Source organism: Streptomyces sp. SDT5-1 (assembly GCF_052245995.1).
Classification (GTDB): Bacteria; Actinomycetota; Actinomycetes; order Streptomycetales; family Streptomycetaceae; genus Streptomyces.
Genome location: NZ_CM125963.1, coordinates 4,211,384 through 4,237,361 on the forward strand (window position 1 = coordinate 4,211,384; position 25,978 = coordinate 4,237,361).

Genomic DNA, 25,978 nt, shown 5'->3' on the forward strand with positions numbered 1-25,978 from the left:
AGCGTCATGCCCAGGACAACCCCCGGCGAACGCCCCGCGAACGGCACCCCGTTGACGGGACGCCCGCCAGGCGTCCCCTTCCCGCAGGAGCCAACCGAATGGCCAAGCACAGACGCACCCCCGCCCCTTCCCGCACCCGGATCCGCCTCGCGACCGCCACCGCGACGGCCGCCGCGCTGACCGGCGGCCTGCTCGCCGTGTCCGCGGGAACCGCCGGGGCCGCTGACTCCGTGCACCACCCGCAGGCCGACTTCAACGGGGACGGCTACGGCGACGTGGCGGTCTCCGCAGGGGACGCCACCGTCTCCGGCAAGAAGGGCGCCGGCAACCTCGTCGCCCTGTACGGCTCCGCGAGCGGCACCACGTCCACCAAGCGCAGCACCATCAGCCAGAACACCACCGGCGTACCCGGCACCGCCGAGTCGTACGACGGCTTCGGCTGGGTCAGCGCGTACGGCGACTTCAACCACGACGGCTTCGACGACCTCGCCGTCGGCGCCCCGTGGGAGAAGGTCGGCACCGACGTCAACGGCGGCACCGTGGCCATCCTGTGGGGCTCGGCGAGCGGCCTGTCCGGCGGCACCACCATCACCGACCCGGCCGTCTCCTCCCACGACAAGTGGGGCGACTCCCTGGCCGCGGGCGACTTCGACGGCGACGGCAAGGACGACCTCGCCATCGGTTCGACCTCCGCCACGATCTACGTCTACAAGGGCAGCACCACGAAGTCCGCCTCGCTCGGCGGCCGCTACACCGTCCGCCCGGCCATCGTCAGCGGTGGCTCCGGAGGCCCGCTCAACCTGTTCGCCGGCGACATCAACGGCGACAACCGCTCCGACCTCGTCGTCAACGGCTACGAGACCGACAGCGACATGGGCTACAACACGAACTACTACGTGCCCGGTTCCGCCACCGGCCTCACCACCAGCGGCGCCGAGCAGCTCAAGCGCGGCATCATCACCGGGATCGGCGACGTCAACGGCGACGGCTTCGGCGACATCGTCACCGGCCAGGAGTGGGACCCGGACACCAAGAACCCCGACGGCAGCACCGTCACCGTCCCCGGCTCCGTCACCGGCGGCCAGATCCACATCACGTACGGATCGGCGACCGGCCCCGCCGCCGCCACGGACATCTCCCAGGACACCGGCAACGTGCCCGGCGGCTCCGAGCGCGGCGACTGGTTCGGCAGTGAGCTCTCCGTCGGCGACGTCAACGGCGACGGCTACACCGACGTCGCCGTCGGCGCCCCCGGCGAGAACCTGGACGGCGTCGTCAACGCCGGCTCCGTGACCGTCCTCTACGGTTCCGAGAACGGGCTGAACACCACATCCGGAACCCAGTTCTTCGCCCAGTCCACGGCCGGCGTCCCCGGCAGCGACGAGAAGAACGACTACTTCGGCGGCGAGGTGAAGCTCGCCGACACCAACAAGGACGGCAAGGCGGACCTGGTCGTCGCCGCCTACGGCGAGAACGGGGGCAACGGCGCCCTGACCTACCTGCCGTCCGACGGCACGAAGATCACCGCGACCGGTTCCCGCTCCATCTCCACGTCGGCCGCGGGTGTCAGCACGGACGGCGCCCCGCGCTTCGGCGCGAACGCCGCCAACTGACCCTCCGCACAAGCCCGTACGCCATTGGGGGCCGGGCCTTTCACGAGGTCCGGCCCCTATGGCGCCCCACCATCCGTTCCGCCCCGGACTGCCGGCCCCGCAGGAGCACCGCCTTGCGCACCAGAACCCTCAGCCTCACGGTCGGCGCCGCCCTCGCCGCCGGCCTCCTCGTCCCTCTCGCCTCGACGTCCGCGACCGCGGCGGCCGCCACGTACGCCGACGACTTCAACGGCGACGGCCACCGCGACTACGCGTACGCGAGCTACAGCTCCCACGGCGGCGGCAGCGTCGCCGTCGTGTACGGCACGGCGAACGGCCCCGGCACCACCACCGAGCGCATCAGCCAGGCGAGCACCGGAGTGCCCGGCGCCGACGAGGCCGACGACATGTTCGGCGAGGTCCGGGCCGCGGCGGACTTCGACGCAGACGGCTACGGCGACCTCGCCGTGGCCGCGACCGGCGAGAACGGCTCCGCGGGCGCCGACCAGGGCGCCGTCACGATCCTGTGGGGCTCGGCCACCGGCCTGTCGACCGGCACCACGCTGCAGAACAAGAACCCGGACTCGTACAACGCCATGGGCAAGGACCTGGCGACCGGCGACTTCAACGGGGACGGCAAGCAGGACCTGGCCCTCATCAACGGCGCCGTCACCTACGTCTACCGGGGCCCGCTCACCCGCTCCGGCACCACCGGCACCATCACCAAGCACGACAAGACGAGCTCCTTCTACTCCACCGCCCTCATCGCGGGGAAGATCAACGGGGACGCCAAGACCGACCTCGTGATCATCGGCGACGTCGTCACGTCCTCGTACATCGCCTCGGACGCCTGGTTCCTCAAGGGCACCAGCTCCTCGCCGACCTCAGGCGCGACCCTCCGCCTGGAGTCCGAGTCCGGCAACGGCGGCAGCGCCGACCGCGGCGGCGACGGCGTCATCGCCGACTTCGACAAGGACGGCTATGGCGACATCGCCGTCGGCACCGCCCTCTACTCGAAGCACAAGGGCCGCCTGAGCGTCTGGTACGGCTCGTCCGGCGGCCCGTCCGACAGCACCCGCATCACACAGTCGAGCAGCGGAATGGCCGGAACCCCGGAGAACTACGACGAGTTCGGCTCCTCGATCTCGGCGGGCGACGTCAACGGGGACGGCTACCAGGACCTCGCGATCGGCGTGCGCAACGAAGCGATCGACGGCAAGGAAAGCGCGGGCGGCGTCCACGTCCTCAAGGGCAGGTCGTCCGGACTGTCCGGCACCGGCTCGCAGTGGTTCGCCCGCAACAGCCCGGGGGTGCCCGGCGCACTGGAGTCGGACGACGGGTTCGGCGGGCTCGTCCGGCTGCGCGACACGAACCGTGACGGGTACGCCGACCTGTACATCTCGGCGGGCGTCGGCTCGCTGCGACTGCCCGGCTCCGCTGCCGGCAGCACGACGAAGGGGGTGACATCGGCCGACGAGTTCCCGATCGAAGCGTTCCTCCAGCCCTAGGGCCGCCCCAGGGCACTCCCTTAGGGGATGTCACAGGTCAGCCGCAATGCCGGGCCCTGGCCCCTGGCCCGGCATTCCGTTCATGGAAAACAGGTACGTTCGAGTACGTGGCTGGATTCAGGAACGGACGCGGCCGGGACAACCGCGAAGCGCCGCAGGGGCACCCCCCGTACGGCCCCCCGCAGCAGCAGTACGGATACGGGCAGCAGCAACCGCAGCACGCCCCGCAGCGGCAGCAGTGGCCGCAGGCGAACGGCGGGCACGGCGAGCCCGAGTACTTCGGCGAGCCGAACGCGCCGCGTGCCCACGACCCGTACGCCGCGAACAACCCCGGTCACACCCAGGCGTTCTCGGTGAACCCCGACGAGGACCCGTACGCCTACACCCAGGGCGCCACCTACCAGGCGGGGGCCACGGCCCCGGCAGGACCGATCGGCCCCCGCCTGCACTGGAAGCAACTGCTCAGCGGCGTCGTCCTGCGCCCCTCGCAGACGTACCTGCAGATGCGCGACTACGCGATGTGGGGACCGGCGCTCGTCGTCACCTTCCTCTACGGCCTGCTCGCCATCTTCGGCTTCGACGGCGCCCGCGAGGACGTCATCAACGCCACGATGTCCGCGGCGATCCCCTACGTCCTGTCGACCGGCATCGCCGTGACGCTCAGCTTCTTCGTCCTCGGCGTCGTCACCCACACCCTGGCCCGCCAGCTCGGCGGCGACGGTGCCTGGCAGCCCACGGTCGGCCTGTCCATGCTGATCGCGTCCCTCACCGACGCGCCGCGCCTCGTGTTCGGCATGTTCCTCGGCGGCGACGAGATGTTCGTCCAGGTCATCGGCTGGGCGACGTGGGTCGCGGCGGGCGCCCTGCTGACCACGATGGTCTCCAAGTCCCACGACCTCCCCTGGCCCAAGGCCCTCGCCGCCTCCGCCATCCAGCTGATCGCCCTCCTGTCGATCATCAAGCTGGGCACGTTCTAGACGTTCCGGAACCTTCCGGCACAGGACATGAGGGGCCCCGCGGGGCCCCTCATGTGCGTCGCATTCACTCGACCTGGGGTGGATCGACCGTTGCCCTGACTTGCCCGCATGACGTTGGTTACGTTGCTGTGCTCCGGGTCACTGCCAAACGGGGGGCACGATCAGCGTGGCGCGCAAAGTAGGGATCTACACCCGCATCTCGCGGGACGACGAGGGCGACGCGATGGGCGTGGCCCGTCAACGGCAGGACTGCGAGCATCTCGCCGACCTCCGGTCCTGGCAGGCTGTGAAGGTCTACGAGGACAACGACGTGTCGGCGTTCAAGCGCAACGTAGTGCGCGACGAGTTCGAGCTGATGTTGCAGGATCTCCGCTCCGGCCTCATCCAGGGCATCGTCGCGTACGACCTGGACCGCCTGGCCCGACAGCCCCGCGACTTGGAACGGCTGATCGAGATCTACGACGAGCGGCCGAGAGCCGAGTTCGCCACGGTCACCAACGACGTCAACCTGGCGGCACCGGACGGCCGGACCATGGCCCGCGTCATGGTCGCTTTCGCCAACAAGTCCTCCCACGACGCCTCCCGCCGGATCAAGCGGAAGCACCTGGAGCTGGCCCGGCAGGGCAGGGACAGCGGAGGCCCTGCGCCGTACGGATGGTGCAAGGACGACCGTACGAAGGTCGACCCCAAGGCGGCACAGGCCATTCGGACGGCTCAGCAGGAGATCTTGGCGGGGGTCCGCATCGGCACCATCCGCACGAGGTGGCAGGAGGAGGGGCTCGGCAACCCGCGCGCCGGTACGAAGCGCATGGCCCACCACCACGTCGAGCACATCCTGACCAGCCCCCGGCTGGTCGGTTACCGGACCTATCACGGCGAGATCCTGACCGGGGACGACGGCGAGCCCGTCATGGGCGAGTGGGAGCCGATCAACACGTTGGCCGAGTGGGAGGCGGTGTGCGCTGCGGTTGCCGAGCGGAAGCAGCAGCGGCCCGGACAGACGCTCGCCCGGAAGTACCTGCTCTCGGGCATCGCACGCTGCGGCCTGTGCAAGACCAAGATCCGGGGTCAGGTGAATCCGCGCTGGAAGCCCGGGTCGAAGGCGGCGAAGTACTCGTACCAGTGCTCGGTGGTCAACGGCGGCTGCGGAAAGGTCGGACGCACCGGCGAGCCCGTGGACAAGCTGATCGTGGAACTCGTGCTCGAGGACCAGCGGGACAAGGCCGCGGTGCAAGACGTACCGCCCGAGCAGCAGTGGCCCCGGCAAGGTGAGTTGGACGCGGTGCAGGCGGACATCGGTCGGCTCCTGGAGGCCGAGAAGTCCAGGCAGATCACCGTGTCCACGCTGCTTCAGCTCCTCCCCGACAAGGAGAGGGAGCGCGACGCGCTGAAGCTGGAACGGGCCCGCTTCTACAAGGACCAGAAACAGTCGCAGGCCCGGGCCGCGACAGGCGACCTGTCCCCGACCGAGTTCTTCGATCTCCCCATCGAACGGCAGCGGGAGACCGTCCTACGAAGCCTGTCAGCCGTGATCATCCACCCCGCCGGCCGCGGCCGCCGCACCTTCGACCCCACCCTGATCGACCCCGTCTGGCGGTAGCCCCCATCCGACATGCAGCCGACCCTGCTGCGCTCCGGCAAGGCGAAGGACCCGTTAAAGGGCTTCCTTGTTCGCCTTGGGTGCCTCACCGGACTTGTGTACCGGAGGCAAGACGCTCCACGGGAAATTGATCCAGTCGTCCGTGCGCTTCCACACGTACTCGCACTTCACGAGCGAGTGGGACTTCTCATAGACGACCGCGGAGCGGACCTCGGCGACCGTGTCGAGGCAGAAGTCGTGGACCAGCTTCAGGGTCTTGCCGGTGTCCGCGACGTCGTCCGTGATCAGGACCTTCTTCTCGCTGAAGTCGATCGCGTTCGGCACGGGGGCGAGCATGACCGGCATTTCCAGCGTGGTGCCGACGCCGGTGTAGAACTCCACGTTCACCAGGTGGATGTTCTTCACGTCCAGCGCGTACCCGAGGCCGCCGGCGACGAAGACGCCGCCGCGGGCGATGCTCAGGATGATGTCGGGCTGGTAGCCGTCGTCGGCGATGGTCTGCGCGAGCTCGCGCATGGCGACGCCGAACTTCTCGTACGTAAGGTTCTCGCGCACGTCACTCATGTTGCTGCTGCTCACACCTGGGTCCGATGGAAGTTGAGGAAGGAGCGGGAGGCGGTCGGGCCGCGCTGTCCCTGGTAACGCGAACCGTAGCGCTCGCTGCCGTACGGGAACTCGGCGGGGGACGACAGCCGGAACATGCACAGCTGGCCGATCTTCATGCCGGGCCACAGCTTGATGGGCAGCGTCGCGAGGTTCGACAGCTCGAGCGTCACGTGGCCGCTGAAGCCGGGGTCGATGAAGCCGGCCGTGGAGTGGGTCACGAGGCCGAGGCGGCCGAGCGAGCTCTTGCCCTCGAGGCGCGAGGCGAGGTCCTCGGGCAGGGAGATGACCTCGTACGTCGAGGCCAGCACGAACTCGCCGGGGTGCAGGATGAACGGCTCGTCGCCCTCCGGCACCACTTCCCGCGTCAGCTCCGACTGCTCGACGCTCGGGTCGATGTGCGGGTACTTGTGGTTCTCGAACACCCGGAAGTACCGGTCGAGACGCACATCAATACTCGACGGCTGAACCATCGACTCGTCGTAGGGATCGATGCGCACCCGTCCGGCGTCGATCTCGGCCCGGATGTCCTTGTCTGAGAGAAGCACGTAGCGAGGATACGCAGTGGGCGCGGGCCCGCCACAATCGGCGGGGCCCGCGCCCACTGTCGTCAGTACTGCTCTACCGCTCGTCCGGTCCCACGGGAACGGCGTGCCGAAGTCGCGCGCACCGCGGACACCGGATGAGCCGGGCCGGACCGAGGCGGTCGGCCTGCTGCATCGGGAACGAAGCGGTGCTGAACACGTGCCCTTCGGCACATCGGACGACGGTGCGGTCCATCGAGTCCATCAAGTCCCGGAGTCCCTTCCCCACGGAGCCATTGGGCCAATTCCTGGCCGACGACGAAAAGCAACATTACGGGATGAAAGGGACGCCGATCCAGGCGGCACCCCGTGGTGAATCGTCTTCGGCCGGAGCCCCCACCGTACGCTTCAACTCCCTTCACCCGCAGTCACTTCCACCCCCCACAACGCAGCCGGGCCCCGGGGCGTCAGCGCCCGGGGCCCGGCATGAGGTACAGTGTCGCCAGTACGGATCGCTCCAACGTCCGTACCGCGCGGGTGTAGTTTAATGGTAGAACATGAGCTTCCCAAGCTTAGAGCGCGAGTTCGATTCTCGTCACCCGCTCCACGCCAAAGGCCCAGGTCATCGACCCGGGCCTTTTTGCTTGCGCGGAAACAAGCGGTGGGGGTGGCTCTGGGGGGGTCCATGAAGCGTGTGCGCATGTGTGCGGTGATGGTTCTTGCGGGGGCGCTGCTCACCGCGTGTTCGGAGGCCGAGCCCGACCTCCACCCGACCAGGTCGCCCGCCGAGGGCGCCTGGTACGAGAGCAGCAGGGCGGACCGCCGCGAGTACTGCGAGGCCTATCGGGCGCACGACCCTCAGCGTCCCGTCATGATTCCGGCGTATCCGTCGGAGCAGACGAGGGACGAGTTCGCCGACGACTTCTATGAGGTGCTGAAGAAGAAGTGCTGAGGGGCGCCTCCGGGAGAAAGGCCGCGGCGCCGCCGACTTTCAGGAGAAGTCGGCGCCGCGGCAGCGGACGTCCGGCGTCCCAGTACGCTTCGCAAGGCTGTTGGTTGGTGGGCGAGGGGCTGGACGGAGCGGGGACAGGTGGTCAGTGACGGCATGGCCGATGTGCTGCGCTCCCTGCGGGTGTTCGACGAGCGCGGGGATCCCGGCGCGGACTGCGCGCGGGTCCTGGGGGTGCCGGGCGTGGCGGTGTCCTTACTGGTGAAGGCGGACCAGGGGCCCGAATCGGTGTGGTGCTTTCCCGAGCTGACCGGACGGTTCGAGGATCTTCAGTTCACGCTGGGCGAGGGCCCGGGGCCTGACGCGTTGCGCGACGGCGTGCCGGTCCTGGAGCCCGATCTGCGGCTGGTGCGGCCCGAGCGCTGGCCGGTCCTGCTGCCCGCGGCGCGGGAACTCGGCGTGCTGGGCGTGAACTGTTTTCCGCTGGGCATTGGTGCCGCACGAGTCGGGGTACTCACCGTTTTGTGCGACGGCAAACCCCTGTCGGACCAGCAGTACATCGACGCCACCGCGCTGGCCGCGGCGCTCACCTCCGCGGCGCTGCGCGGGGATCCGGTGGCAGGCCCCGGCGGGCTGCGGCGCGCCGCCGTGCATCAGGCGACGGGAATGATCAGCGTTCAGCTCGATGTGCCGGTCGCCCAGGCCATGTTGCGGCTGCGCGCCCACGCGTTCGCCTCCGGGCGGCCGCTCGGTGAGGTGGCCGCCGATGTGGTCGCCCGCAGGATCCGGTTCCACCACGAGGGGGAAGATCGTGACGACGACGCTGGAGGAGACATGAGCGGGCCTGACGCTCCCGGAGAGACCTCACCCGAGGACGGAAGGGGATGAGCGGCGTGGCTCGGGAGCGACGGGTCGCCGAGGTGTTCGTCGAGGTGACGGACTCCCTCATCGACGACTTCGATGTCATCGACATGCTGCAGCGGCTCACGGTGCGCTGCGTGGAGCTGCTCGGCGTCTCGGCGGCGGGTGTCATGCTCGCCGACGTGCAGGGCGAGTTGCAGGTCGTCGCGGCGTCCGACGAGCGGTCGAAGGTGCTCGAGCTCTTCGAGTTGCAGTACGACCAGGGGCCGTCGGTGGAGTCGCACCGGTCGGCTCGGGCGCGTACGAATGTCGATCTGACCGATCCCCGGGCCGCGGCGGAGTGGGGGCAGTTCACGCGCCAGGCCCGTTCGAGCGGCTATCTGGCGACGCACGCGGTGCTGCTGCGGCTGCGCGACCAGGTCGTGGGCGCGCTGAGCCTCTTCCAGACGTCGGCGGAGCCGTTGCGCGGGGACGACATCGCGCTCGCGCAGGCGCTGGCCGACGTCGCCACGATCATCGTTCTCCAGCAGCGCTCCCTGGAGCAGGTGCACCTGGAGAAGAGCCAGGTGGAGCGGGCGCTCAAGAGCCGCATCGTGATCGAGCAGGCGAAGGGCGTGCTGGCGGAGCGCTGGGGTGTGTCGGTGGACGACGCGTTCGACGCGCTGCGCCGGTACGCGCGCTCGCGGCAGCTGCGGCTCTCGGAGTTCGCCGTGTCGGTCGTCGACGGCTCCTTCGACACGCGGGTGATCCCGCCGCCGGGGTCCGGCCCCACCACTGACCGCCAGGCGTGAGCGGGAACGGCGGCGGCCCCGGACGATCGATCTCGTCCGGGGCCGCCGCCGTCGTCGTCACCGCGTACGGTCAGCCGCGGCTCCTGCGGGACATCGCGCGGACGGTGAGTCCGGCCGCGAGGGCGAGGACGGTGAGCAGCGCGCCCAGCATCGTCCAGTCCCGGAAGCCGGTGTCGGCGAGGTGCCCGCCGTCGTGGCCGCCGGTGCCGCCGGTGGAGCCGCCGTCGGAACCGCCGCTGTCCGGGAAGGTGTTGGTGACGTCGACGGAGGCCGATCCGTCCACCGTCACCGTTCCGTCGGTGCCGTCGTCGGACGCCTCGTACGTGACCGTGTCACCGGTCGGCACGTCCGTCTCGGTGACCGTGCAGGTGGCGCCCTCCGGGACGCTGATCGTGCGCCGTTCGCCGTCCTTCAGCTCGAAGGAGCTGTCGGTGTCGGAGAGCGCCACGTCGCCCTGGTCGGTGGTGCAGGCGAGCTTGAAGTCGTACGGGCCCGCCCCGCCGTTGACCACGTGCTTGGTGACGGTCAGCTCGGCCGCCGGGAAAGTGTTGGTCACCTTGATCGACGCCTGCTGTTCGGCGTCGTCGGCCGTGATGACCGCGGGGTTGTCGGCGGAGCCGTGGTCGACGGTCGCCTTGGCGGCGCCTCCGGTGTCCACCTCCTCGGCCCAGCAGCGGGTGTTGACGGGCAGCGGCTTCACCGTGACCGGCTTCCCCGCCTCGACCTCGTACTTCTTGTGCAGGATGCGGTCGCTCGGGGCGCCGGAGGCGTCGGGCAGGACGCAGGTCACCTCGACGCCGTAGGTGCGGCCGTCGTCGGCGTAGTGCGCGGCGTCCCCGTCGAGCGCCTTGGTGAGGCGGAGCGCGCCGTATTCGTAGGTGTTGGTGATGGCGGCGGGCTGGGGGACCTCCCGGCCGAAGCCGGGCTTGATGGTGACCTCGACCGGGTTGCTCTCGGTGTGGTCGGACTGGCCGCCGCGGGCGGAGGTCTCCCAGACCTTGCAGTCGGCGCCGGCGGGGATGCCGGTGATGGGTGTCGGCTTGTCCACGGACACCTCGTAGTCCTTGTCGAGGACCGTGCGGGGCAGGCGTCCCTGGGGGTGGATGGTGCAGGTGACGTGGAAGGGGTACGTGGCCCGCTGGAGTTCGTCGGTCATCGCGTCGGGGTGCTTGCCGAGCCGCTTGACGAGCCTCAACTCGCCGTAGGCGAGGGCCACTCCGACCTTGGTGGGCTCATTGGTCTGGAGCACGCGCGGGGAGCCGCCGCGGTCGGTGGTCTCGTTGTGGGCGAAGGAGTTCCAGGCGATGGTCGGGTCGCCGTTGTGCTCGACGTCGAGCGGGGTGTCCATGGCGTACGTGATGTCGACGGTGCCGCCCGGCGGGAGCTTGTCGGGGAAGGCGAGGTCCATCCTGGCGCCCGCGGCCTTCCCGCTGAACGCGTCGTCCCAGGTGTCGTCGGCGCACTGGTCGGCGCTCGATCCGGCGCCGCCCATGTCGAGGTCGTCGGTGCACAGCGGCTCGTCGTTCTCGTACGCGGTGTTCATCGTGCCGGGGCTCGCACCGTCCAGGGTGGGGCGGGTGGCGAGGGTCGGCCGGTGGTTCCAGGCGGTCTTGCGGTCCTGGTCGAGGATGACGCCCTTGTCGCCCTGGACGGGGAAGCGGTCGACGATCCGCATGTGGGTGGCGGACTCGGTGCCGGCGTTCTGGAGGCTCATCAAGTAGTGGTACCGGTCACCGGGGTTGACGAGAGCGATGCACTGTCCGGCCGTGTACTGGCGTCCGGTGGAGTCGGTGCGGACCGGGCAGGGGGCGTCGCCGACGCCGACGACCTTCTGGTTCCGGGTGTCGTACCAGCCGAGGTCGGGGTTGCCCGCGACCCACTTGCGGGCGCTGAACGCGGCGCCGGACTTGGCCGTCAGGTTCGCGTCGTCCACGCAGTACAGGCCGGAGCCGAACATCGTGCCGTCGCGCTGTGAGGTGTCCTCGCAGGCCAGGTCGGGGTCGGAGGAGGTGGCGCCCATGGTGTTGGTGACCGTGTCGTCGGCCCTGATGCCGGCTTCGAGGCGGACGTGGATCTCGATGGTGAAGCCGGCGCCGGGCGCGAGGTTCCACGGCTTGCCGTCGTCGTCCTTGGAGAAGTCCCAGGTGAGTCCGGAGACGCGGTCGCCGTCGTTGGTCTGGGTGAACTCCGGGGTCGGGATCGCGACGGTGCCGTCGGGCTGCTTCTTGTCGATGATCTTGTACGGCTGTCCGTTGTCGCCGTTGAAGTCGTCGACGAACTGGATGCCCTCGGGGAGGTCGTCCTTCACGACGAGGTTCGGGACGTTGGCGGTGCCGGTGTTGGTGACCTTCAGGTAGAAGGGGGCGTCCTCGCCGGGTGCCAGGACGGTGTTCGGGGTCTTGTCGACGTCGAGCACCGGGTCGCCCTTGACCAGGTTGAGCGTCGCGTTGTCGGGGTCGATGTCCCGCGGCTTGTCCTCGTCCTCGAGCTTGGTCGTGAACTGGCCGCTGACCGTGTCCTCCAGGTGGGAGGGGATCTTCTCGCCGGTGCTGCGGCTGGTCGGGCGGGGGCTGACGTCGAGGACCAGCTTGCCGGAGCAGCTGTCCTTGGCGCACGGGACGATGGTGTAGCCGTCGTTGGCGGTGCTCGTCGACAGGTACGTGACGCGGATCCCGGTGACGTCGGACGCCTGCACGCCGGACGGCAGGGCGGCCGACGAGGCGGGGGTGCCGTCGACCCACTTCCCGTTCACGTACGCGTCGATCTTCACGCGGTTGGCGCCGGAGGGCATCTTGTTCGACTTGATGGACACGAGGTCCACGGCGTCGAAGAAGTCCTCGTCCTGGTCGGTCATCTTCAGGTATTTGGCCGACATGTTGCCGGTGTTGCGGACCGTGAGGGTCATGTCGGCGTGCTGCCGGGGCAGTCCGGCGACGTACTCGGGCAGTTCGCCGGGCGAGATGGACTTGTTGAGGGAGGCGCCGTCGGCGGCGGGCCCGGTGTTCATCGCGGTGGAGCAGTTGGGGGTGGTGTCCGTGTAGTTGTCGGCGGTGACGGAGAAGCAGTTGGTGAACGTGATGTCGTTCTCCACGCCCTCGCGGCGCTCCCCGACGATGTTGATCGTGAAGCCGTCCTCGGGCTGGAGCGATCCGTCGTAGGAGCCGCGGACGCCGGTGGCGCGCTTCAGCAGGGCGGCGTCGGACGGGTCGTACGGCACCCAGGCGCCGTCGCCGCCGGCGGCGTCCGGGTCCCACAGTTCGAGGGTCACGGGGGCGCTCGACGGGCTGACCGAGACGGAGTCGATCTGCAGGTACTCGAAGGGGTTGTCCTCGGTCGACGGCTTGCCGTCGGGGCCCGCGGGCGGGTCGGTGAGCACGGGGTTCACGATCGCCTTGTTGCCGTTGTTCGTGAACTTCAGCTTCATCGTGATGGGCTGGCCCGGCGGCACGTCGGTCTGGCTGACGGTCTTGGAGCCGTTGCCGGAGGCGTTGGGCCGCTCCAGGACGAGGTCGGCGCAGGCGCCGCCGGACGCGGTGCCGCTGCCGTCGCGGCGGCCCGCGTCGCCCTTGGATCCCGCGCAGTTCCTGACCCCGTCGCTGACGTCCTCGGCGGTGACCTTGTCGGTCAGGGTGCCGTGCAGGTCGAGGCCCGCGGTGGCGCCCTCGTCGATGGTCGGGTTCCCTTCGGCGTCGGTGCCGGTGTACGTCACCTCGACCTTGGTGGCCTGCTTGCAGTCCTCGGGGATCTCGTAGGTGGTGTTCTCCGTGTACGTCTTCTCGACGGTGGAGCCGTCGGCGCAGGTGACGGTCAGCTTCGCCTCGGTGGCGCCCGCGGGGAAGCGCAGCCGCACCTTGTCGACGTCGAGCTTGTCGAACTCGCTGGTGGCGTCCGGGTCGGGCTCGGTGATCGTGATGCTCTTCACCTTGAACGGCGACTTGTTGGTGACGTCGACGCCGGTGCTGACCGGGGAGTCGTCGCCGTACACGGCGTGCTCGCTGGAGGTGTGCGAGAAGTCGCCGTTGGTGTCGGCGTAGTACGTCTTCGACGTGTCGAGCACGAGGAGGTCCGGGAGGATCTCGTACGTGTCGCAGGCCGCGGTCCCGTCGACGGAGCCCTGCGTCTTCTCCTCCACGGACGGGGTCGCACAGTTGTCGACCGTGATCTTGTCGGAGGGGCGCAGCGGCGAGCCGTCGGAGCGCTTGGTGTCGCGCAGCTTCATGCCGATGTCGACGCTGCCGCCGTTCTCGTCGTACGGCAGCGGTTCGCCCGCGCTGTTGGTGAAGACGACCTCGACGCCGACGACGTCTGCCGGGTCCACGCCTCTGGGCAGCGGGAGTTCACCGGGCTCGGTGATGGTGCCGCCCGTGTGCTGTCGCCCGTCGGCCGTGGTGACCACGATGTGTGCCTGGTCGGCGCCCTTGGGGAAGGCGGTCACGGTGGCCTTCGTGAAGTCGAAGTACTCGAACGTCTCCTTGGTGTCGTCGGACACCGACAGCTCGGTGACGTCGGCCGACGACGAGGAGTTGTTGCGCACGTTCAGCTTGATCGTGGATTCCTCGCCGGTCAGCGCGACCGCCGAGCCGTCCTCCCAGGTCTTGGTGGCCACCGGCTTCACCACGCGCGGGATGGAGACGGTGATGTCGGAGTCCGCGGTCTTGGCGTCCGCGTTGTCGGCGTCGACGGTCACCGTGTTGGTGACGGTGGCGCCGTCCTTCAGGTCCGTGTCGGTCGGCACCCGCATCCCGATCTCCACGGACAGGGCCTGGCCGGCGAGCAGTCCTGTCTTGCCCTCCGGGTTCTGCAGGTCCTGCTTGTAGACGATCGTCAGCTTGCGGGTGTCCGGGTCGTACGTGACGTCCCGTGTGCTGGTCGACTGCGGCAGGCTGGTGACCTCGAGCCCCTCGGGCAGGGTGTCGGTGACCGTGAAGTTCACACAGTCGACGACGAGCCCGGAGCACTGTGCGCTGAGGGTGTAGACGAACTCGTCACCCGGCTGCTGCGGCTCACCCCCGGTGTCGTTGGTCTTGGTGATGCCGACCTCACTCTTGGGGTCGTCGGCGACGGCGAGGGGCGCCGCGAGGGCCTGTGAGCCGAACAGCAGGCTGAGCACCGCCGCCATCACGACCCACAGGCGGGTGCGCGAGAGTCTTCCAACCGTGGACATGAGGGCGAAGGTAGGGCTTTGCCCGTATTCCGCCCGTTCTGGCACACCGAATGATTGACGGCCTATCAGACATTTCGCCCGCACGGCGGCACCGGGGCGGGCCACGGGGACGGGGCCGCTCAGCCCGAGAGCGCCTTCCCGTACGCCCCGGCGCTCTGCCGCACCCCGCTGCAATTTGTCGCCGCGTCGTCCGCCTCCGTGCCCTCGGTGCAGGCCACGTCGCGGAAGGTGGCCCAGGTCGAGAGCCAGGCGATGCCCTTCTCCTCGGCGAACGACCGCAGTTGCGCCGCGTCCGCGAGCGTGAAGGTCTCGCCGTCGATGTCGTTCGCGCCGAGCATCGGAGTGAGGGCCATGCCCTGCCAGGCCTTGGCGTCGGAGAGGCCGAAGACCTTCTTCAGCTGGGTGTGGGTGGCGCGGGCCGCGGTGCGGGCGTAGTCGCTCATGTCGCCCTGGTAGGACTCGCCGTAGTTCATGGTCATGATGTTGACGGTGGAGACATCGGCGGACGCGTCGTTGGCGGCTTCGAGGAGGTCCAGGGAGTCGTCGTCGAGGCCGGACGGCATCACGGGCAGCGTGAACGTGACGTCCAGGTCGCGTTTCTTCTGGAGCAGGGCGATGGCCTCGGCGCGCCGGCTGGTGGCGGCGGAGTCCTTGAGCGCGTCGCCCTCGATGTCGAAGTCGGCGTGGGTGGCCCCGCCCGCGGCGTCCAGGGCCGTGGCGTAGGCATCGGCGAGGTCGGTGGCGCTGTCGCACGTCGTGGCGAGTTCGTCGCCGGACGCGCCGCCGAAGGAGACGCGGAGCGTGCCGCCGGAGTCGGCGAGCTTCTTCAGGCGGGCGGCGACCCCGCTGTCGCCGATCTTCGTGTGTCCGCCCCAACTGGCCGTGCAGCTGCTGCCGTTGGCGACGACGAAGGCGAGGTTGTACGCGTCCGGGGAGCCGGCCGCGTCGGTGGCGTGGGCCGTCGACGCGCTGACGTACGGGGCGTAGCCGACGCGGTCGGCGTCGTCGGCGTCGTCGGTGGCGGACGTCGTGGGGGCGCAGCCCGCGCACACGAGCGCGGCCAGGCCCAGGAGTCCTGCGGCGGACTTCAGCGGAATCGGCATACGGGGAACCTCGCACCCCACCCTGTGCCGCCCGGCCTCGTCCGCCCAGGAATCGCACAGGCAAGACGGGGCAGAACCACCCATACTCCCCCGGCTGCCCAGGCGGCTGACAGCCTTCGCCGTATTTCACGGAGCACTGACAAGAAACGCTCAGCGACGGCCACAGAAGCCTTTCTACGCTCCGCGGAATGCGCTCCGATGCCCTTCTCGAATCCCCTTCCGCAGGCCGCGGCCGACGCCGCAAACCCCGACGCGGCGCCCCCGAAGGCCCCGTCTTCGTCGACTCGTCGGGCCGCAGGGCACGACTGCTGCGCCGCCTCGGGATCGCCGTGTGCGTGGGCTGCGCCGGGTACGTGGTGCTGCTGGTGCTCGCGTTCATGGGCGTCGGCATCCCGCTGACCTCGTCGGACCTGCTGCCCTTCGGTGACGCGGGCAACGGGGGCCGGGCCCCCGCCGGGCCACCGGCCGGGCAGCCGTCCGCCCCCGTCGGCGCCAACTGAGCGGGAGCGGAACCGGATCATGTCCACTCCCCAGCCCACCAAGCCTCCGGCCACCCCGCGCGGCGGACGCCACGCCACCCCCGGCCGCATCGCCCGCATGGGCCGCCGCGCCGCGACCCTGCAACGCCCGCGCACGCTCCTCGCGTTGATGCTGCTGCTCGCCCTGACCTGCGCGCTGCTCCTCGACGGTTACGTGCGCGGCGAGGTGTTCAACGACAAGCGGGTCCGCGACGGCGCCGCCTACGACAAGGTGTCGCAGTCCGTCCTCGACTCGGGCCCCATCTGGACGTCCCGCGACGGGAAGGCCGACGCCGAGTCGGTCCCCGACAAGACCATCGTGCTCACCTTCGACGACGGCCCGAACGCCACGTACACGTCGAAGGTCCTCGACATCCTCGACGAGAACGACGTGCCCGGCACGTTCTTCCTCGTCGGTTCGATGGCCGCGCGCTACCCCGACCTGGTGAAACAGACGGTCGACGAGGGCAACGAGGTCGGCATCCACTCCTTCTCGCACGTGGACCTCTCGTACCAGTCGTACGCGCGCCTCAAGCGGGAGCTGAAGCAGACGCAGCTGGCGATCGCCGGGGCGGCGGGCGTCACGACGACGCTGTTCCGGGCCCCGTACTCCTCCGAGACCGACGCCATCGACAACTACAGCCTCGGCGTCTACAAGAAGGTGGCGAAGCTCGGCTACACCAGCGTGTTCATCGACACCGACAGCGACGACTGGAAGCAGCCGGGCGTCGACAGCATCATCAGGACGGCCACGCCGAAGAACGGCAAGGGCGCGTCCGTGCTCTTCCACGACGCGGGCGGCGACCGCGACCAGACGCTGAAGGCGCTGCCGAAGTACATCAAGAAGATGAAGGCCAAGGGGTACACGTTCACGACGGTGAGCGGCGCCCAGGCCATGAACCGCGAGGCGCGGCAGCAGGCCGCGGGCGGCGTGCCCGGTGGCCCTGAACGGAACCTCGACCCCACCTCCACCGCCGTCGAGCAGTCCTCCATGCACCGGGCGACCGGATCCACGCTGTACGTCGGCAAGTCCCTCGTCGCGGCCACCGCGGTCGCCGAGTGGACGATGCCGGTGCTCTCCGTGTTCCTCGCCGTCGTCGGCGTCGCCGTCATGGCCAGGTTCCTGCTGATGCTCGTCGTGGCGCGGCGCCACCACCGGCAGCGCAACAGAGCGGACTTCTCGTGGGGGCCGCCGGTCACCCGCCCGGTGAGCGTGATCGTGCCCGCGTACAACGAGAAGGAGTGCATCGCGAACACGGTGAACTCGCTGATGGCAGGCTCGCATCCGATCGAGGTCATCGTCGTCGACGACGGCTCCTCCGACGGCACGGCGGACATCGTCGAATCGCTCGGCCACCCGAACGTACGGGTCGTGCGGCAGGAGAACGCGGGCAAGTCGGCGGCGCTCAACAACGGTGTGCGGCACGCCCGTCACGACATCGTCGTGATGATGGACGGCGACACGGTGTTCGAGCCGGACACGGTGGCCCGGCTCGTGCAGCCGTTCGCGGACCCCGAGGTCGGCGCGGTCTCCGGCAACGCCAAGGTCGGCAACCGCAGGACGCTCATCGGGGCGTGGCAGCACATCGAGTACGTGATGGGGTTCAACCTGGACCGCCGCATGTACGACACGCTGCGCTGCATGCCGACGATCCCCGGCGCCATCGGCGCGTTCCGCCGCGACGCGGTGCTCGCGGCGGGCGGCATGAGCGAGGACACGCTCGCCGAGGACACCGACATCACGATCGCCATGCACCGTGCGGGCTGGCGGGTCGTCTACGAGGAGCACGCGCGGGCGTGGACGGAGGCGCCCGGCTCGTTCAAGCAGCTCTGGTCGCAGCGCTACCGCTGGTCGTACGGGACGATGCAGGCGCTGTGGAAGCACCGGAAGTCCCTGACGGACAAGGGGCCTTCGGGCCGGTTCGGGCGGGTCGGCATGCCGCTCGTCGTCCTCTTCCAGATCGTCACGCCGGTCTTCGCGCCGCTCATCGACGTGTTCACCGTCTACTCGATGATCTTCGTGGACTTCAAGGCGTCGCTGCTGGCATGGCTTGCGGTGCTCGGCGTCCAACTCGCCTGCGCGGCCTACGCGTTCCGGCTCGACAAGGAGAAGTACCGCTACCTGCTGATGCTCCCGCTGCAACAGCTCGCGTACCGGCAGATGATGTACCTCGTCCTCATCCACTCCTGCGTCACCGCGCTCACGGGCGGCCGGCTGCGCTGGCAGAAGCTGAAGCGCACGGGTGAGGTCGGGACGCCGACGGCCGGGACGGGGGCGGGGGCGTGAGCGGTCGCAGGCGGCGCGGCTCCGCGCCGGTCGGGGTCGTCGAGCCGGGCCCCGCCCCCGCGTCCCCGCCCGCGCCCGCGCCCTCCGGGCGGGACCGGTACTTCGACGCGCTGCGGGCCGTCGCCCTGGTGCGTGTCGTCACGTACCACTGCTTCGGGTGGGCGTGGGCGGGGCTCGTGTTCCCGTCGATGGGCGTGATGTTCGCGCTCGCGGGATCCTTGATGGCCCGCTCGCTGCAACGCCCGGCTTTCTCGGTGATCCGCGGCCGGATGCGGCGGCTGCTCGTGCCGTTCTGGGTGTGGGGCGTGTTCGTCGTCCTGGCGATGCTGATCCACGGCTGGATGCCGGACTGGCGGATCGTCTACTGGGTCGTGCCGCTCGGTGACCCGCCGGGCAGCGCGTGGGGCGAGCAGGCGTGGGAGATCCTCTGGTACCTGCGCTGCTACCTGTGGTTCGTGCTGCTCTCGCCGGTGCTGCTGCGGGTGTTCCGGTGGACGCCGGTGCCGGTGCTGCTGCTCTCCCTTGCGCCGGTCCTGGTGGTGGGCGACGACGGGCCCCTCACCGACTTCTGCGTCTTCGCCTTCTGCTGGCTGCTCGGATTCGCCCACCGGGACGGGCTGTTGGAGCGGTGGCGGGCGGCGCCGGTCGTGGTGCTCTCGGTGGGGGCGCTCGCCTTCGGGTGCTGGTACGCGTTCGCGCACCAGGGGGTGTACGGGACATACGACCTGGACGACGTGCCGGTGGCCCAGGCGTTCTGGTCGGCCGGGTTCGTCACGCTGCTCTTCTCCGTGAAGGTGTGGGCGCGCGTCGACTTCGCCGGGCTGGCCCGGTACCGGCGGCTCGACCGGGTCGTGACCGTGTTCAACGCGCGGGCGGTCACGATCTACCTCTGGCACGAGATCGCGCTGATCCTGGCGGTGCCGCTGGTCGACACGTTCTGGAACGTTCCGGCGTTCGAACGGTGGCTGCCGCTGGAGAGCCAGTGGTTCCTGTACGGGGTGGGGTGGCTGCTCATCGCGGTGGCGGTGCCGATGTGGGGCTGGGTGGAGGACATCGCGGCGAAGCGCTCGCCGCGCGTGCTGCCGTGAGGGTTTCGGGGGGCCGGTGGGTGGCCGGCTCCCCGCTCCCACGCCTCGGGGCTCCGCCCCGGACTCCGCTCATCTCCCACCCACCCGCCCCCTCCGGGGGCGTAGGCCTCCCGGGGTTGCGCCCGCGCAGGTGGCGCTCGCCGAGGCGTGAGGGTCAGTCGGCGTGGGCGTCCGGGAGTTCGCGGACGACGAAGGTGCCGCGGGCGGGCACGGTGACCGTGAGGCCGCGGTCCCGCAGTATGGCCATCGCGCGGCGCACGGTCTGCGTCCCCGCGGCGTACTCCTCGGAGAGCGCCATGACGCCGGGGAGCCGCCTGCCCGGCTCGAACTCGCCGCTCCGGATGCGGCGTTCAAGGATGTCGGCCAGCTGCTCGTAGTGGTACTCGGCGGCCAGCGGGTCGATCTTTTCTGCCATACCCGTGAACATATCGAGCCCGACAGCGTTCGCGCATTATCGATTCCGGTCGGTAACGGTCGACCGAGGTTCACCATTACCGACCGTGGTTAACCTCACGGAAAAGCCCCCGCGACGCGGCAACGTCCGGGGGCACGGCCAACGCCCGACCGGAGCGCTGACGATGACCGACCTTATCCGCCACGCCCTCACGTGGCTGCTGCTTCTTCTACTTCCCGGCACCGGCCGCCATCGCGCCGGTGACCCGTTCCCCGCGGCAGCGGAACCGCGGCCCATCTCCCCGTACGCCGCCGAGGCTTACACCCCGCTCGACGGCGCGGCGAGCGCACTCGTGCGGCCGTACGTACTGAAGCGCAGGCGCCTCGCCCTCGTTCTCGCCGCCGATTACGGGATCGATCTCGACCAGCACGTACGAGGAGCAGCCGCATGAACGAACACGCTCACCGACCCATCCGCATGTGCGTGTGGTGCGAGGTGATCACGGACGAACCCGTGCTGGTCGCCGAGGTGCACCAGGGCACCGGCCCCGGGTTCAACGTGTACGCATGCCCGCCGTGCGCCGAGTGGACTCGGCCGCACGAAGTCGACCGTCCTCCAGGAACAGCACCCGGTCCGCGTACGGGGCCAGCGTCAGGTCGTGCGTGATCAGGATGGTCGTACGGTCCCGCATCAGGCGGCGGAGGGGTGCAACCACCCGGTGGGCCGACTCCGCGTCGAGGCCCGTGGTCGGCTCGTCGAGGACGAGGACCGGCGACGGGCGCAGCATGGCGCGGGCGATGGCGATGCGCTGGAGCTGGCCGCCGGAGAGCGCCGCCGTGCCGGGGGCGATCCGCGTGGCGTAGCCGTCGGGCAGCGCGGCGATGAACGCGTGCGCGTCGGCGTCGCGGGCGGCCCGTTCGACGTCCGCGTCGCTCGCGTCCGGGCGGCCCGCCGCGATGTTCTCGCGGATGGTGCCGTGGAGGACGTGGGTGCGCTGCGGGAGGAGGGTGATGCGCTCGCGGACGTCCGCGAGCGGCAGCTCGGACAGGGGGACGCCGTCGAGTCGGACGGTGCCGGAGGTCGGGTCGTAGAACCGGACCAGGAGCTGCGTGAGCGTGGACTTGCCGGCGCCACTGGGACCGGTGACGAGGACGAGTTCGCCGGGTTCGGCGGTGAGGCTCACGTCGCTCAGGGCGGGGCGGGCGGCGCCGGGGTAGTGGTGTGTGACGTTGTGGAGAGCGACGCGGGCCCGAACATCAAGCCCCGCCGGCGTTTGAGGCGCGGGGTCCGGGGCGGAGCCCCGTGGCGTGGAGACGGGGTCCGACACTGACGGTCGAGCGTCCAGGATCTCCGCCAAACGCCGGGCACCGGCGGTGGCGGCGGTGAGCGTCAGGCCGAGCTGACCGAGGTCACGCACCGGCGGGTACAGGTAGCCGATGAACGCCGCGAACGCCAGCAACTGGCCGAGCGTGAGGCGCTGCTGGGAGATCTCCCACGCGCCGAGGCCGATCACCGCGAGGACGCACACCGTCTCGACGACCTGGACCACCTGCTCGTACATCTCGGTGGCCCGCGCCCCGCGCACGGACGCGCGCATCCACGCGCGGGCCTCGGTGTCGAGGCGGCGCTGCTCGGCGCGGTGCCGGTTGTACGCCTGGGTGAGCTCGATGTTGCCGAGGGACTCCTCGACGACGGAGGTGATGGCGCCCTCGGCGGCGCGTTCCTCGCGGGCCGCGCGCCCGATGCGGCCGGCGAAGCGGCGCGCGGCGAGCAGGAAGAGCGGGGCGAGGACGAAGGTGGCGAGGGCGAGGTCCCAGCGCAGCCAGAGCGCGGCGGCGCCGTAGAAGAGGACGGAGAAGACGGCGGAGACGGTGCCGACGACGCCGGAGACGACCATCTGCTCGATGGCCTCGACGTCACCCGTGAGCCGGGACACGAGATCGCCGCGACGGTGTTTTCGAAAGAAATGCGGCGGCAATTCCTGAAGGTGCGCAAACGCCTTGGCACGCAGCCGCATGACGAATCTCTCGGCCGTCCATACGGCGAGTGAATTTCCGGCGTATCCGACGGCCGCGCCCACGAGTGCCGCGCCGAGCCAGGCGAGCGCGGAAGCCCAGAACGCGGAGAGCGACCCCGCGTCGAGGGCGTGGTCGGTGATCTCGGAGAACAGCAGGATGGAGGCGGTCTCGGCGAGCGCCGCCACGATCACGCAGCCGACGATGACGAAGAGCCGGCCGCGGTCGCCCCGGGTGAGCGGCCAGAACCGCCGGAAGGCGTCCGCGATGTCACGGGTACCACGCATGGGCAGGGTCGACTCCGGTGCGGGGGAACAGGGGAAAAGGCCGAGGCGGGGCCGCCGGAAGGGACGGCCCCGCCTCTCGGTGAGGGGATCGCGTCAGCGCTTGCCACCGACCGGACGACGCTTCGCGTGCGTCTTCGACGCGGCCTTCTTCGGCTGCGCACGACGCTTGGCCGGGGTGGCCGGGGTGGCGGCCTTCGGGTTGCGCTTGGCGACGGGGGCAATCTTGTGGAAGCTCATGGCGTTCTCCTAGAATTTCTGGGTCAATTCACTGGTTTTCTGTTCCGCCGATGTTGTTCGTCGGCGACATGGAAAACACTACGGGACGAAAAAGGCCGAGCGAACCAATTCCGTTTAGAGGTCGATTAATTGCAGCTGAGTCGGTTTTTCATAAGCGCGAGGGCAACATCAGGGCGCGACAGGCACCTGGGCGTCTACTGTGAAGACGGCGGAACGCGAACCGTGGAGGCGGCATGCCAACGAGCGCATACGAGGCATCGGAAGCCGACCTGCCCGAGACTCTGACATGGGAGGAACTCCAGGAGCTTCCGGACGACATCGCCGAGGGTATCGAGCTGTGGCAGAGCAGGGTCGTGTGGAACCGGCGCGGCCCGAGAGAACACCAGCGGGCCGCCAGGCGCCTGTGCAACGCGCTCGAAGCCCACGCCCGCAGCGCCATGCGGGAGACCGGCGACAACGGAAGACTCTGCTGGGAGGTCGAGGTGGAGACCAACGTCTTCTTCCAGCCCGACAAGTCCAGCTTCCTCACCCCCGACTTCCTGATCTACCGCTGCCTGCCCCGCGGGGCCGACATCTTCACCGACGACACCGTCCTGGTCGGCGAGGTGCTCTCCGGATCGGACACCCACAAGCGCAGGGAGTGGAAGAAGGAGCGGTACGCGGAGGCGGGTATCCCCTGGTACTGGGAGGTTGAACTCGACTCCGGCAGGACCTGGGACGTCACCGCGGTGCGGGCATACGAGCTGGCCACCGTCGACCGGGCCGGGCTTGCCGTCGAACCACTTCGCCCCACTGTGTACGTCCCCGTCGGCGAGTGGGAGCCCGCCGGCGTCGGGATCGAGTTCCCCGAGCCCTTCGCTCTCAGCATCGGCTGGGAGGACCTGGCGTTCTGAGCCGCCACCCCTTCCCCAGGATCTTCCGCTCTGCTTGACTCCGCCCGCGCGTGCCGATCGTTGGGCGAACGACGGAGGGACGGACGACCGATGGAGATCACCCGTAGACGCCTGCTGAGTGTCCTCGCCGCGAGCGGGGTGCTCGCCGCCGTGCCCACCCAGTGGGCGAGCGCGGCCCAACTCGCGGAAGGAGCGGCGAAGTTGCTCGCCAACGCGACCGAGATGTTCGCCGGGAACGCCGCCTCCAACGCCCGCGCGGAGACCGCCGGCAAGGTCGCCGCGATCGAGAAGGCCGCCCGGGCGAACCTCGCCGCCATGGACGCGGCCTCCGGTGACGGTGAGCTGTTCAAGGGCGTGCCGCTCGGCAGCAGCGATCCGAACCTCAGCACCACGTATCAGCGCGTCTACGAGATCGCGCTCGCGACCGCCACGCCCGGCGTCTCCGGTGAGCTGTACGGGAGTTCGGCCGTCCGCACCCGTGTCGTCGACGCCCTGACGTGGCTCCACGAGCGGTACTACGGCGACCAGTCCACCGGCTACTACGGCAACTGGTTCACCTGGGAGATCGGCATCTCCCAGTACGTCAGCCGGACGCTCGTGCTGCTCGGCGACGCCGCGCCCGCCGAGCTGACGGCCGCGTACATCGCCTCCATGGACGCGTACCTGCGCAACGGAAAGGACGGCGACGTCGACCTCGACTCCCGGTTCCACACCGGCGCCAACCTCGCCGACATCACCACCAACCGCATCCTCCAAGGCGCCCTCACCGGCGACGAGGCCCGCATCCGCAAGGCCCTCACCGACCAGCTCACCGTCTTCGCGACCGTCGACCCGTACCACCTCCAGCACGGGGTGACGGACGGCCACTACGCCGACGGATCGTTCATCCAGCACTCCTCCGTCGCATACACGGGCTCGTACGGAAAGGGCCTGCTCACGCGCGTCATCCAGACGTTGAAGCTGCTCGACGGGACCGGGTTCGCGTACGGCGACCAGCTGATCCCGACCGTGCGGCGGTGGGTGCGAGACGGGTTCGCTCCGCTGATCTTCGAGGGCTGGATGATGGAGGCCGTGAAGGGGCGGGCCGTGTCCCGCACGGGCAGCGGGTACGCCGACTCCGCGACCGTCGTCGAGGCCGTCGTCGACCTCGCCTCCCTGTCCGACGGCGACGCAGCGAGCGAACTCAAGGCGTACGTGAAGCACGTGCGCTCTACGTCGAGGGCGAGCCTCGACCCGACGACGTTCGTCTCCCCGCTGAGCATCGTCCGGTACGCCGACATCCTCGCCGACGACTCCGTGCGCCCCGCCGACCTCAACCCGCCCGCCCGCTCGGTCGCCTTCAACGCCATGGACCGCACGGTGCACCGCCGCCCCGGCTACGCCTTCACCCTCTCCCGCAGTTCGCGGCGCATCAGCAAGTACGAGTACATGAGCGGCGAGAACCTGATGCCCTGGTTCCAGGGCGACGGCGCGCACTACCTGTACCTGAGCGGGCAGGACCAGACGCAGTCCTTCGGCGTCGACTACTTCACCACCGTCTCCCCTTACGGCCTCGCGGGCGTCACGGCGCCCGTCGAACACCGCGGCACGGTACCGGAGTTGTACGGAGGCAAGCTCTTCTACGACAACCCGGGCCACCCGCTGAACTTCACGGCGTCGTCCGAGTCGCAAAACACGTACGTGTACTTCCCGACGGCCACCCAGGCGTACTCGGGCGGCGCCGTGCTCGACGGCACGTACGGGGCCGTCGGCTGGGTCGCGTCCGACGACGTGCCGTGGCGGGACAAGCGGGCGGGGCTGCTGCCCGACGACTTCGTGGCGTACCGGAGCGCGCGGGCGACGAAGTCGTGGTTCCTGCTCGACGACGAGATCGTGGTGCTCGCGGCCGGCGTCGGGGACGCCCCCGGCGGCGGGCGGGCCGTGACCACGACCCTCGACGCGCGCGTGGCGCCCGCGGGTGACGCGGTGACCGTGGCCGAGGGCGACGGCTGGGTGCGCTGGGCGGACGGGACGCGGGACGCGGCGGTCGGCTACGTACGGCTTGCGGGCCCGACCGCGAAGCCGCGCCTCGAAACGGTCACCCGCAGCCGCCGCGTCGTGCGCGTCACCAACCCCGACACGGCGGTCACGAAGCAGGTGTTCTCACTGACGGTCGAGCAGGCGGCCGGCTCGAAGCCGGTCTCCTTCGCGTACGCGCTGCTGCCGAACGCATCGGAGGCGGCGGTGCGCGCGTACGACGGCGTGCGCGTGCTCACGAACACCTCGCGGACGCAGGCCGTCCGCCACGAAGGGCTCGGCCTCACCGCCGCGAACACCTTCACCGACGGCGCGCACCGGGTGGCCGGACTCGACGTCGACGGGCCCGCGTCCGTCCTCGTCCGGCGGCGGGACGGCGGGGTCACCGTCGCGGTGTCGGACCCGACGACCGAACGCGACACCGTGACGGTGGTGGTGCACGGACGCGCTCTCCGCAAGGCCGACGGCGACGACGCGGTGCGCGTCACCGCCGTGCCGGGCGGCACCCGGCTCGACGTCGACACGCACCACGCGTACGGCCGGAGCTTCGGCGTGACGCTGAAGTAGCCCT

At 69.9% G+C, this 25,978-nt stretch carries 20 protein-coding genes and 1 tRNA gene; 14 read left to right on the forward strand and 7 right to left on the reverse strand.

Going from position 1 to position 25,978, the window contains the following annotated elements:
- The first annotated feature begins 98 nt into the window (after window positions 1-98).
- The 4 genes from ACTWJ8_RS19420 to ACTWJ8_RS19435 all read left to right on the forward strand — a co-directional run bounded on the left by ACTWJ8_RS19420 (window position 99) and on the right by ACTWJ8_RS19435 (window position 5,677).
- Window positions 99-1,613, forward strand: a complete 1,515-nt coding sequence (locus tag ACTWJ8_RS19420) for an FG-GAP repeat protein (protein ID WP_443264679.1) — start codon at window positions 99-101, stop codon at window positions 1,611-1,613.
- A 113-nt stretch (window positions 1,614-1,726) separates the two neighbouring features.
- Complete coding sequence (locus ACTWJ8_RS19425; RefSeq protein WP_443264680.1) at window positions 1,727-3,100, forward strand: FG-GAP and VCBS repeat-containing protein; 1,374 nt, start codon at window positions 1,727-1,729, stop codon at window positions 3,098-3,100.
- Between the two features lie 107 nt (window positions 3,101-3,207).
- Window positions 3,208-4,077: a Yip1 family protein gene (locus ACTWJ8_RS19430; RefSeq protein WP_443264682.1), complete on the forward strand. Its 870-nt coding sequence runs from the start codon at window positions 3,208-3,210 to the stop codon at window positions 4,075-4,077.
- Between the two features lie 166 nt (window positions 4,078-4,243).
- On the forward strand, window positions 4,244-5,677 hold the full coding sequence (locus ACTWJ8_RS19435; protein WP_443264684.1) for a recombinase family protein: 1,434 nt from the start codon (window positions 4,244-4,246) through the stop codon (window positions 5,675-5,677).
- A gap of 54 nt (window positions 5,678-5,731) precedes the next feature.
- Here the strand turns inward: ACTWJ8_RS19435 and ACTWJ8_RS19440 are convergent, their stop codons facing one another.
- On the reverse strand, window positions 5,732-6,241 hold the full coding sequence (locus ACTWJ8_RS19440) for a phosphoribosyltransferase (protein WP_443264686.1): 510 nt from the start codon (window positions 6,239-6,241) through the stop codon (window positions 5,732-5,734).
- An 11-nt stretch (window positions 6,242-6,252) separates the two neighbouring features.
- Entirely contained in the window at window positions 6,253-6,828 is a 576-nt protein-coding gene (dcd, locus tag ACTWJ8_RS19445) for a dCTP deaminase (protein WP_306318372.1), read from the reverse strand.
- A 509-nt stretch (window positions 6,829-7,337) separates the two neighbouring features.
- Between dcd and ACTWJ8_RS19450 the strand changes: the two genes are divergently transcribed.
- From ACTWJ8_RS19450 to ACTWJ8_RS19465, 4 genes are all read left to right on the forward strand, one after another.
- Window positions 7,338-7,411 (forward strand) — tRNA-Gly (locus ACTWJ8_RS19450).
- A 78-nt stretch (window positions 7,412-7,489) separates the two neighbouring features.
- Window positions 7,490-7,756, forward strand: a complete 267-nt coding sequence (locus ACTWJ8_RS19455; RefSeq protein ID WP_443264688.1) for a hypothetical protein — start codon at window positions 7,490-7,492, stop codon at window positions 7,754-7,756.
- A gap of 153 nt (window positions 7,757-7,909) precedes the next feature.
- Window positions 7,910-8,641 (forward strand): ANTAR domain-containing protein, encoded by a 732-nt coding sequence (locus ACTWJ8_RS19460; RefSeq protein ID WP_443264690.1) that lies wholly within the window; start codon window positions 7,910-7,912, stop codon window positions 8,639-8,641.
- Complete coding sequence (locus ACTWJ8_RS19465) at window positions 8,638-9,405, forward strand: ANTAR domain-containing protein (protein ID WP_443264691.1); 768 nt, start codon at window positions 8,638-8,640, stop codon at window positions 9,403-9,405. The genes ACTWJ8_RS19460 and ACTWJ8_RS19465 overlap by 4 nt, the downstream gene beginning before the upstream one ends.
- A 70-nt stretch (window positions 9,406-9,475) precedes the next feature.
- On the opposite strand, the gene ACTWJ8_RS19470 is transcribed toward ACTWJ8_RS19465, so the two are convergent.
- Both ACTWJ8_RS19470 and ACTWJ8_RS19475 read right to left on the reverse strand, forming a co-directional pair.
- Window positions 9,476-14,569, reverse strand: a complete 5,094-nt coding sequence (locus tag ACTWJ8_RS19470) for a DUF5979 domain-containing protein (protein WP_443264693.1) — start codon at window positions 14,567-14,569, stop codon at window positions 9,476-9,478.
- A gap of 119 nt (window positions 14,570-14,688) precedes the next feature.
- Window positions 14,689-15,672: a chitinase gene (locus ACTWJ8_RS19475; protein WP_443264695.1), complete on the reverse strand. Its 984-nt coding sequence runs from the start codon at window positions 15,670-15,672 to the stop codon at window positions 14,689-14,691.
- Between the two features lie 188 nt (window positions 15,673-15,860).
- Here ACTWJ8_RS19475 and ACTWJ8_RS19480 point away from each other — a divergent pair, with 188 nt between their 5' ends.
- From ACTWJ8_RS19480 to ACTWJ8_RS19490, 3 genes are read left to right on the forward strand one after another with little or no spacing between them, the layout of a single operon-like run.
- On the forward strand, window positions 15,861-16,172 hold the full coding sequence (locus tag ACTWJ8_RS19480; protein WP_356386933.1) for a hypothetical protein: 312 nt from the start codon (window positions 15,861-15,863) through the stop codon (window positions 16,170-16,172).
- Between the two features lie 19 nt (window positions 16,173-16,191).
- Window positions 16,192-18,477, forward strand: coding sequence for a bifunctional polysaccharide deacetylase/glycosyltransferase family 2 protein (locus tag ACTWJ8_RS19485; RefSeq protein WP_443264697.1), 2,286 nt, complete (start codon window positions 16,192-16,194; stop codon window positions 18,475-18,477).
- Window positions 18,474-19,565 (forward strand): acyltransferase family protein, encoded by a 1,092-nt coding sequence (locus ACTWJ8_RS19490; protein ID WP_443264698.1) that lies wholly within the window; start codon window positions 18,474-18,476, stop codon window positions 19,563-19,565. Before ACTWJ8_RS19485 ends, ACTWJ8_RS19490 begins: the two co-directional genes overlap by 4 nt.
- Window positions 19,566-19,719: 154 nt before the next feature.
- Here the strand turns inward: ACTWJ8_RS19490 and ACTWJ8_RS19495 are convergent, their stop codons facing one another.
- Window positions 19,720-19,980, reverse strand: coding sequence for a winged helix-turn-helix domain-containing protein (locus ACTWJ8_RS19495; protein ID WP_356386924.1), 261 nt, complete (start codon window positions 19,978-19,980; stop codon window positions 19,720-19,722).
- A 163-nt stretch (window positions 19,981-20,143) separates the two neighbouring features.
- Between ACTWJ8_RS19495 and ACTWJ8_RS19500 the strand changes: the two genes are divergently transcribed.
- Window positions 20,144-20,410 (forward strand): hypothetical protein, encoded by a 267-nt coding sequence (locus tag ACTWJ8_RS19500; protein ID WP_356386921.1) that lies wholly within the window; start codon window positions 20,144-20,146, stop codon window positions 20,408-20,410.
- A gap of 102 nt (window positions 20,411-20,512) precedes the next feature.
- Here ACTWJ8_RS19500 and ACTWJ8_RS19505 read toward each other — a convergent pair whose 3' ends face one another.
- Window positions 20,513-22,261, reverse strand: a complete 1,749-nt coding sequence (locus tag ACTWJ8_RS19505; RefSeq protein WP_443264700.1) for an ABC transporter ATP-binding protein — start codon at window positions 22,259-22,261, stop codon at window positions 20,513-20,515.
- 93 nt (window positions 22,262-22,354) lie between these two features.
- The gene (locus tag ACTWJ8_RS19510; RefSeq protein ID WP_356386915.1) at window positions 22,355-22,498 is read right to left on the reverse strand and encodes a hypothetical protein; all 144 of its coding nucleotides are present in this window, start codon (window positions 22,496-22,498) and stop codon (window positions 22,355-22,357) included.
- A gap of 233 nt (window positions 22,499-22,731) precedes the next feature.
- Between ACTWJ8_RS19510 and ACTWJ8_RS19515 the strand changes: the two genes are divergently transcribed.
- Window positions 22,732-23,391, forward strand: coding sequence for a Uma2 family endonuclease (locus tag ACTWJ8_RS19515; RefSeq protein WP_356386912.1), 660 nt, complete (start codon window positions 22,732-22,734; stop codon window positions 23,389-23,391).
- Between the two features lie 90 nt (window positions 23,392-23,481).
- On the forward strand, window positions 23,482-25,974 hold the full coding sequence (locus ACTWJ8_RS19520; RefSeq protein WP_443264702.1) for a polysaccharide lyase family 8 super-sandwich domain-containing protein: 2,493 nt from the start codon (window positions 23,482-23,484) through the stop codon (window positions 25,972-25,974).
- Window positions 25,975-25,978: the final 4 nt, after the last annotated feature.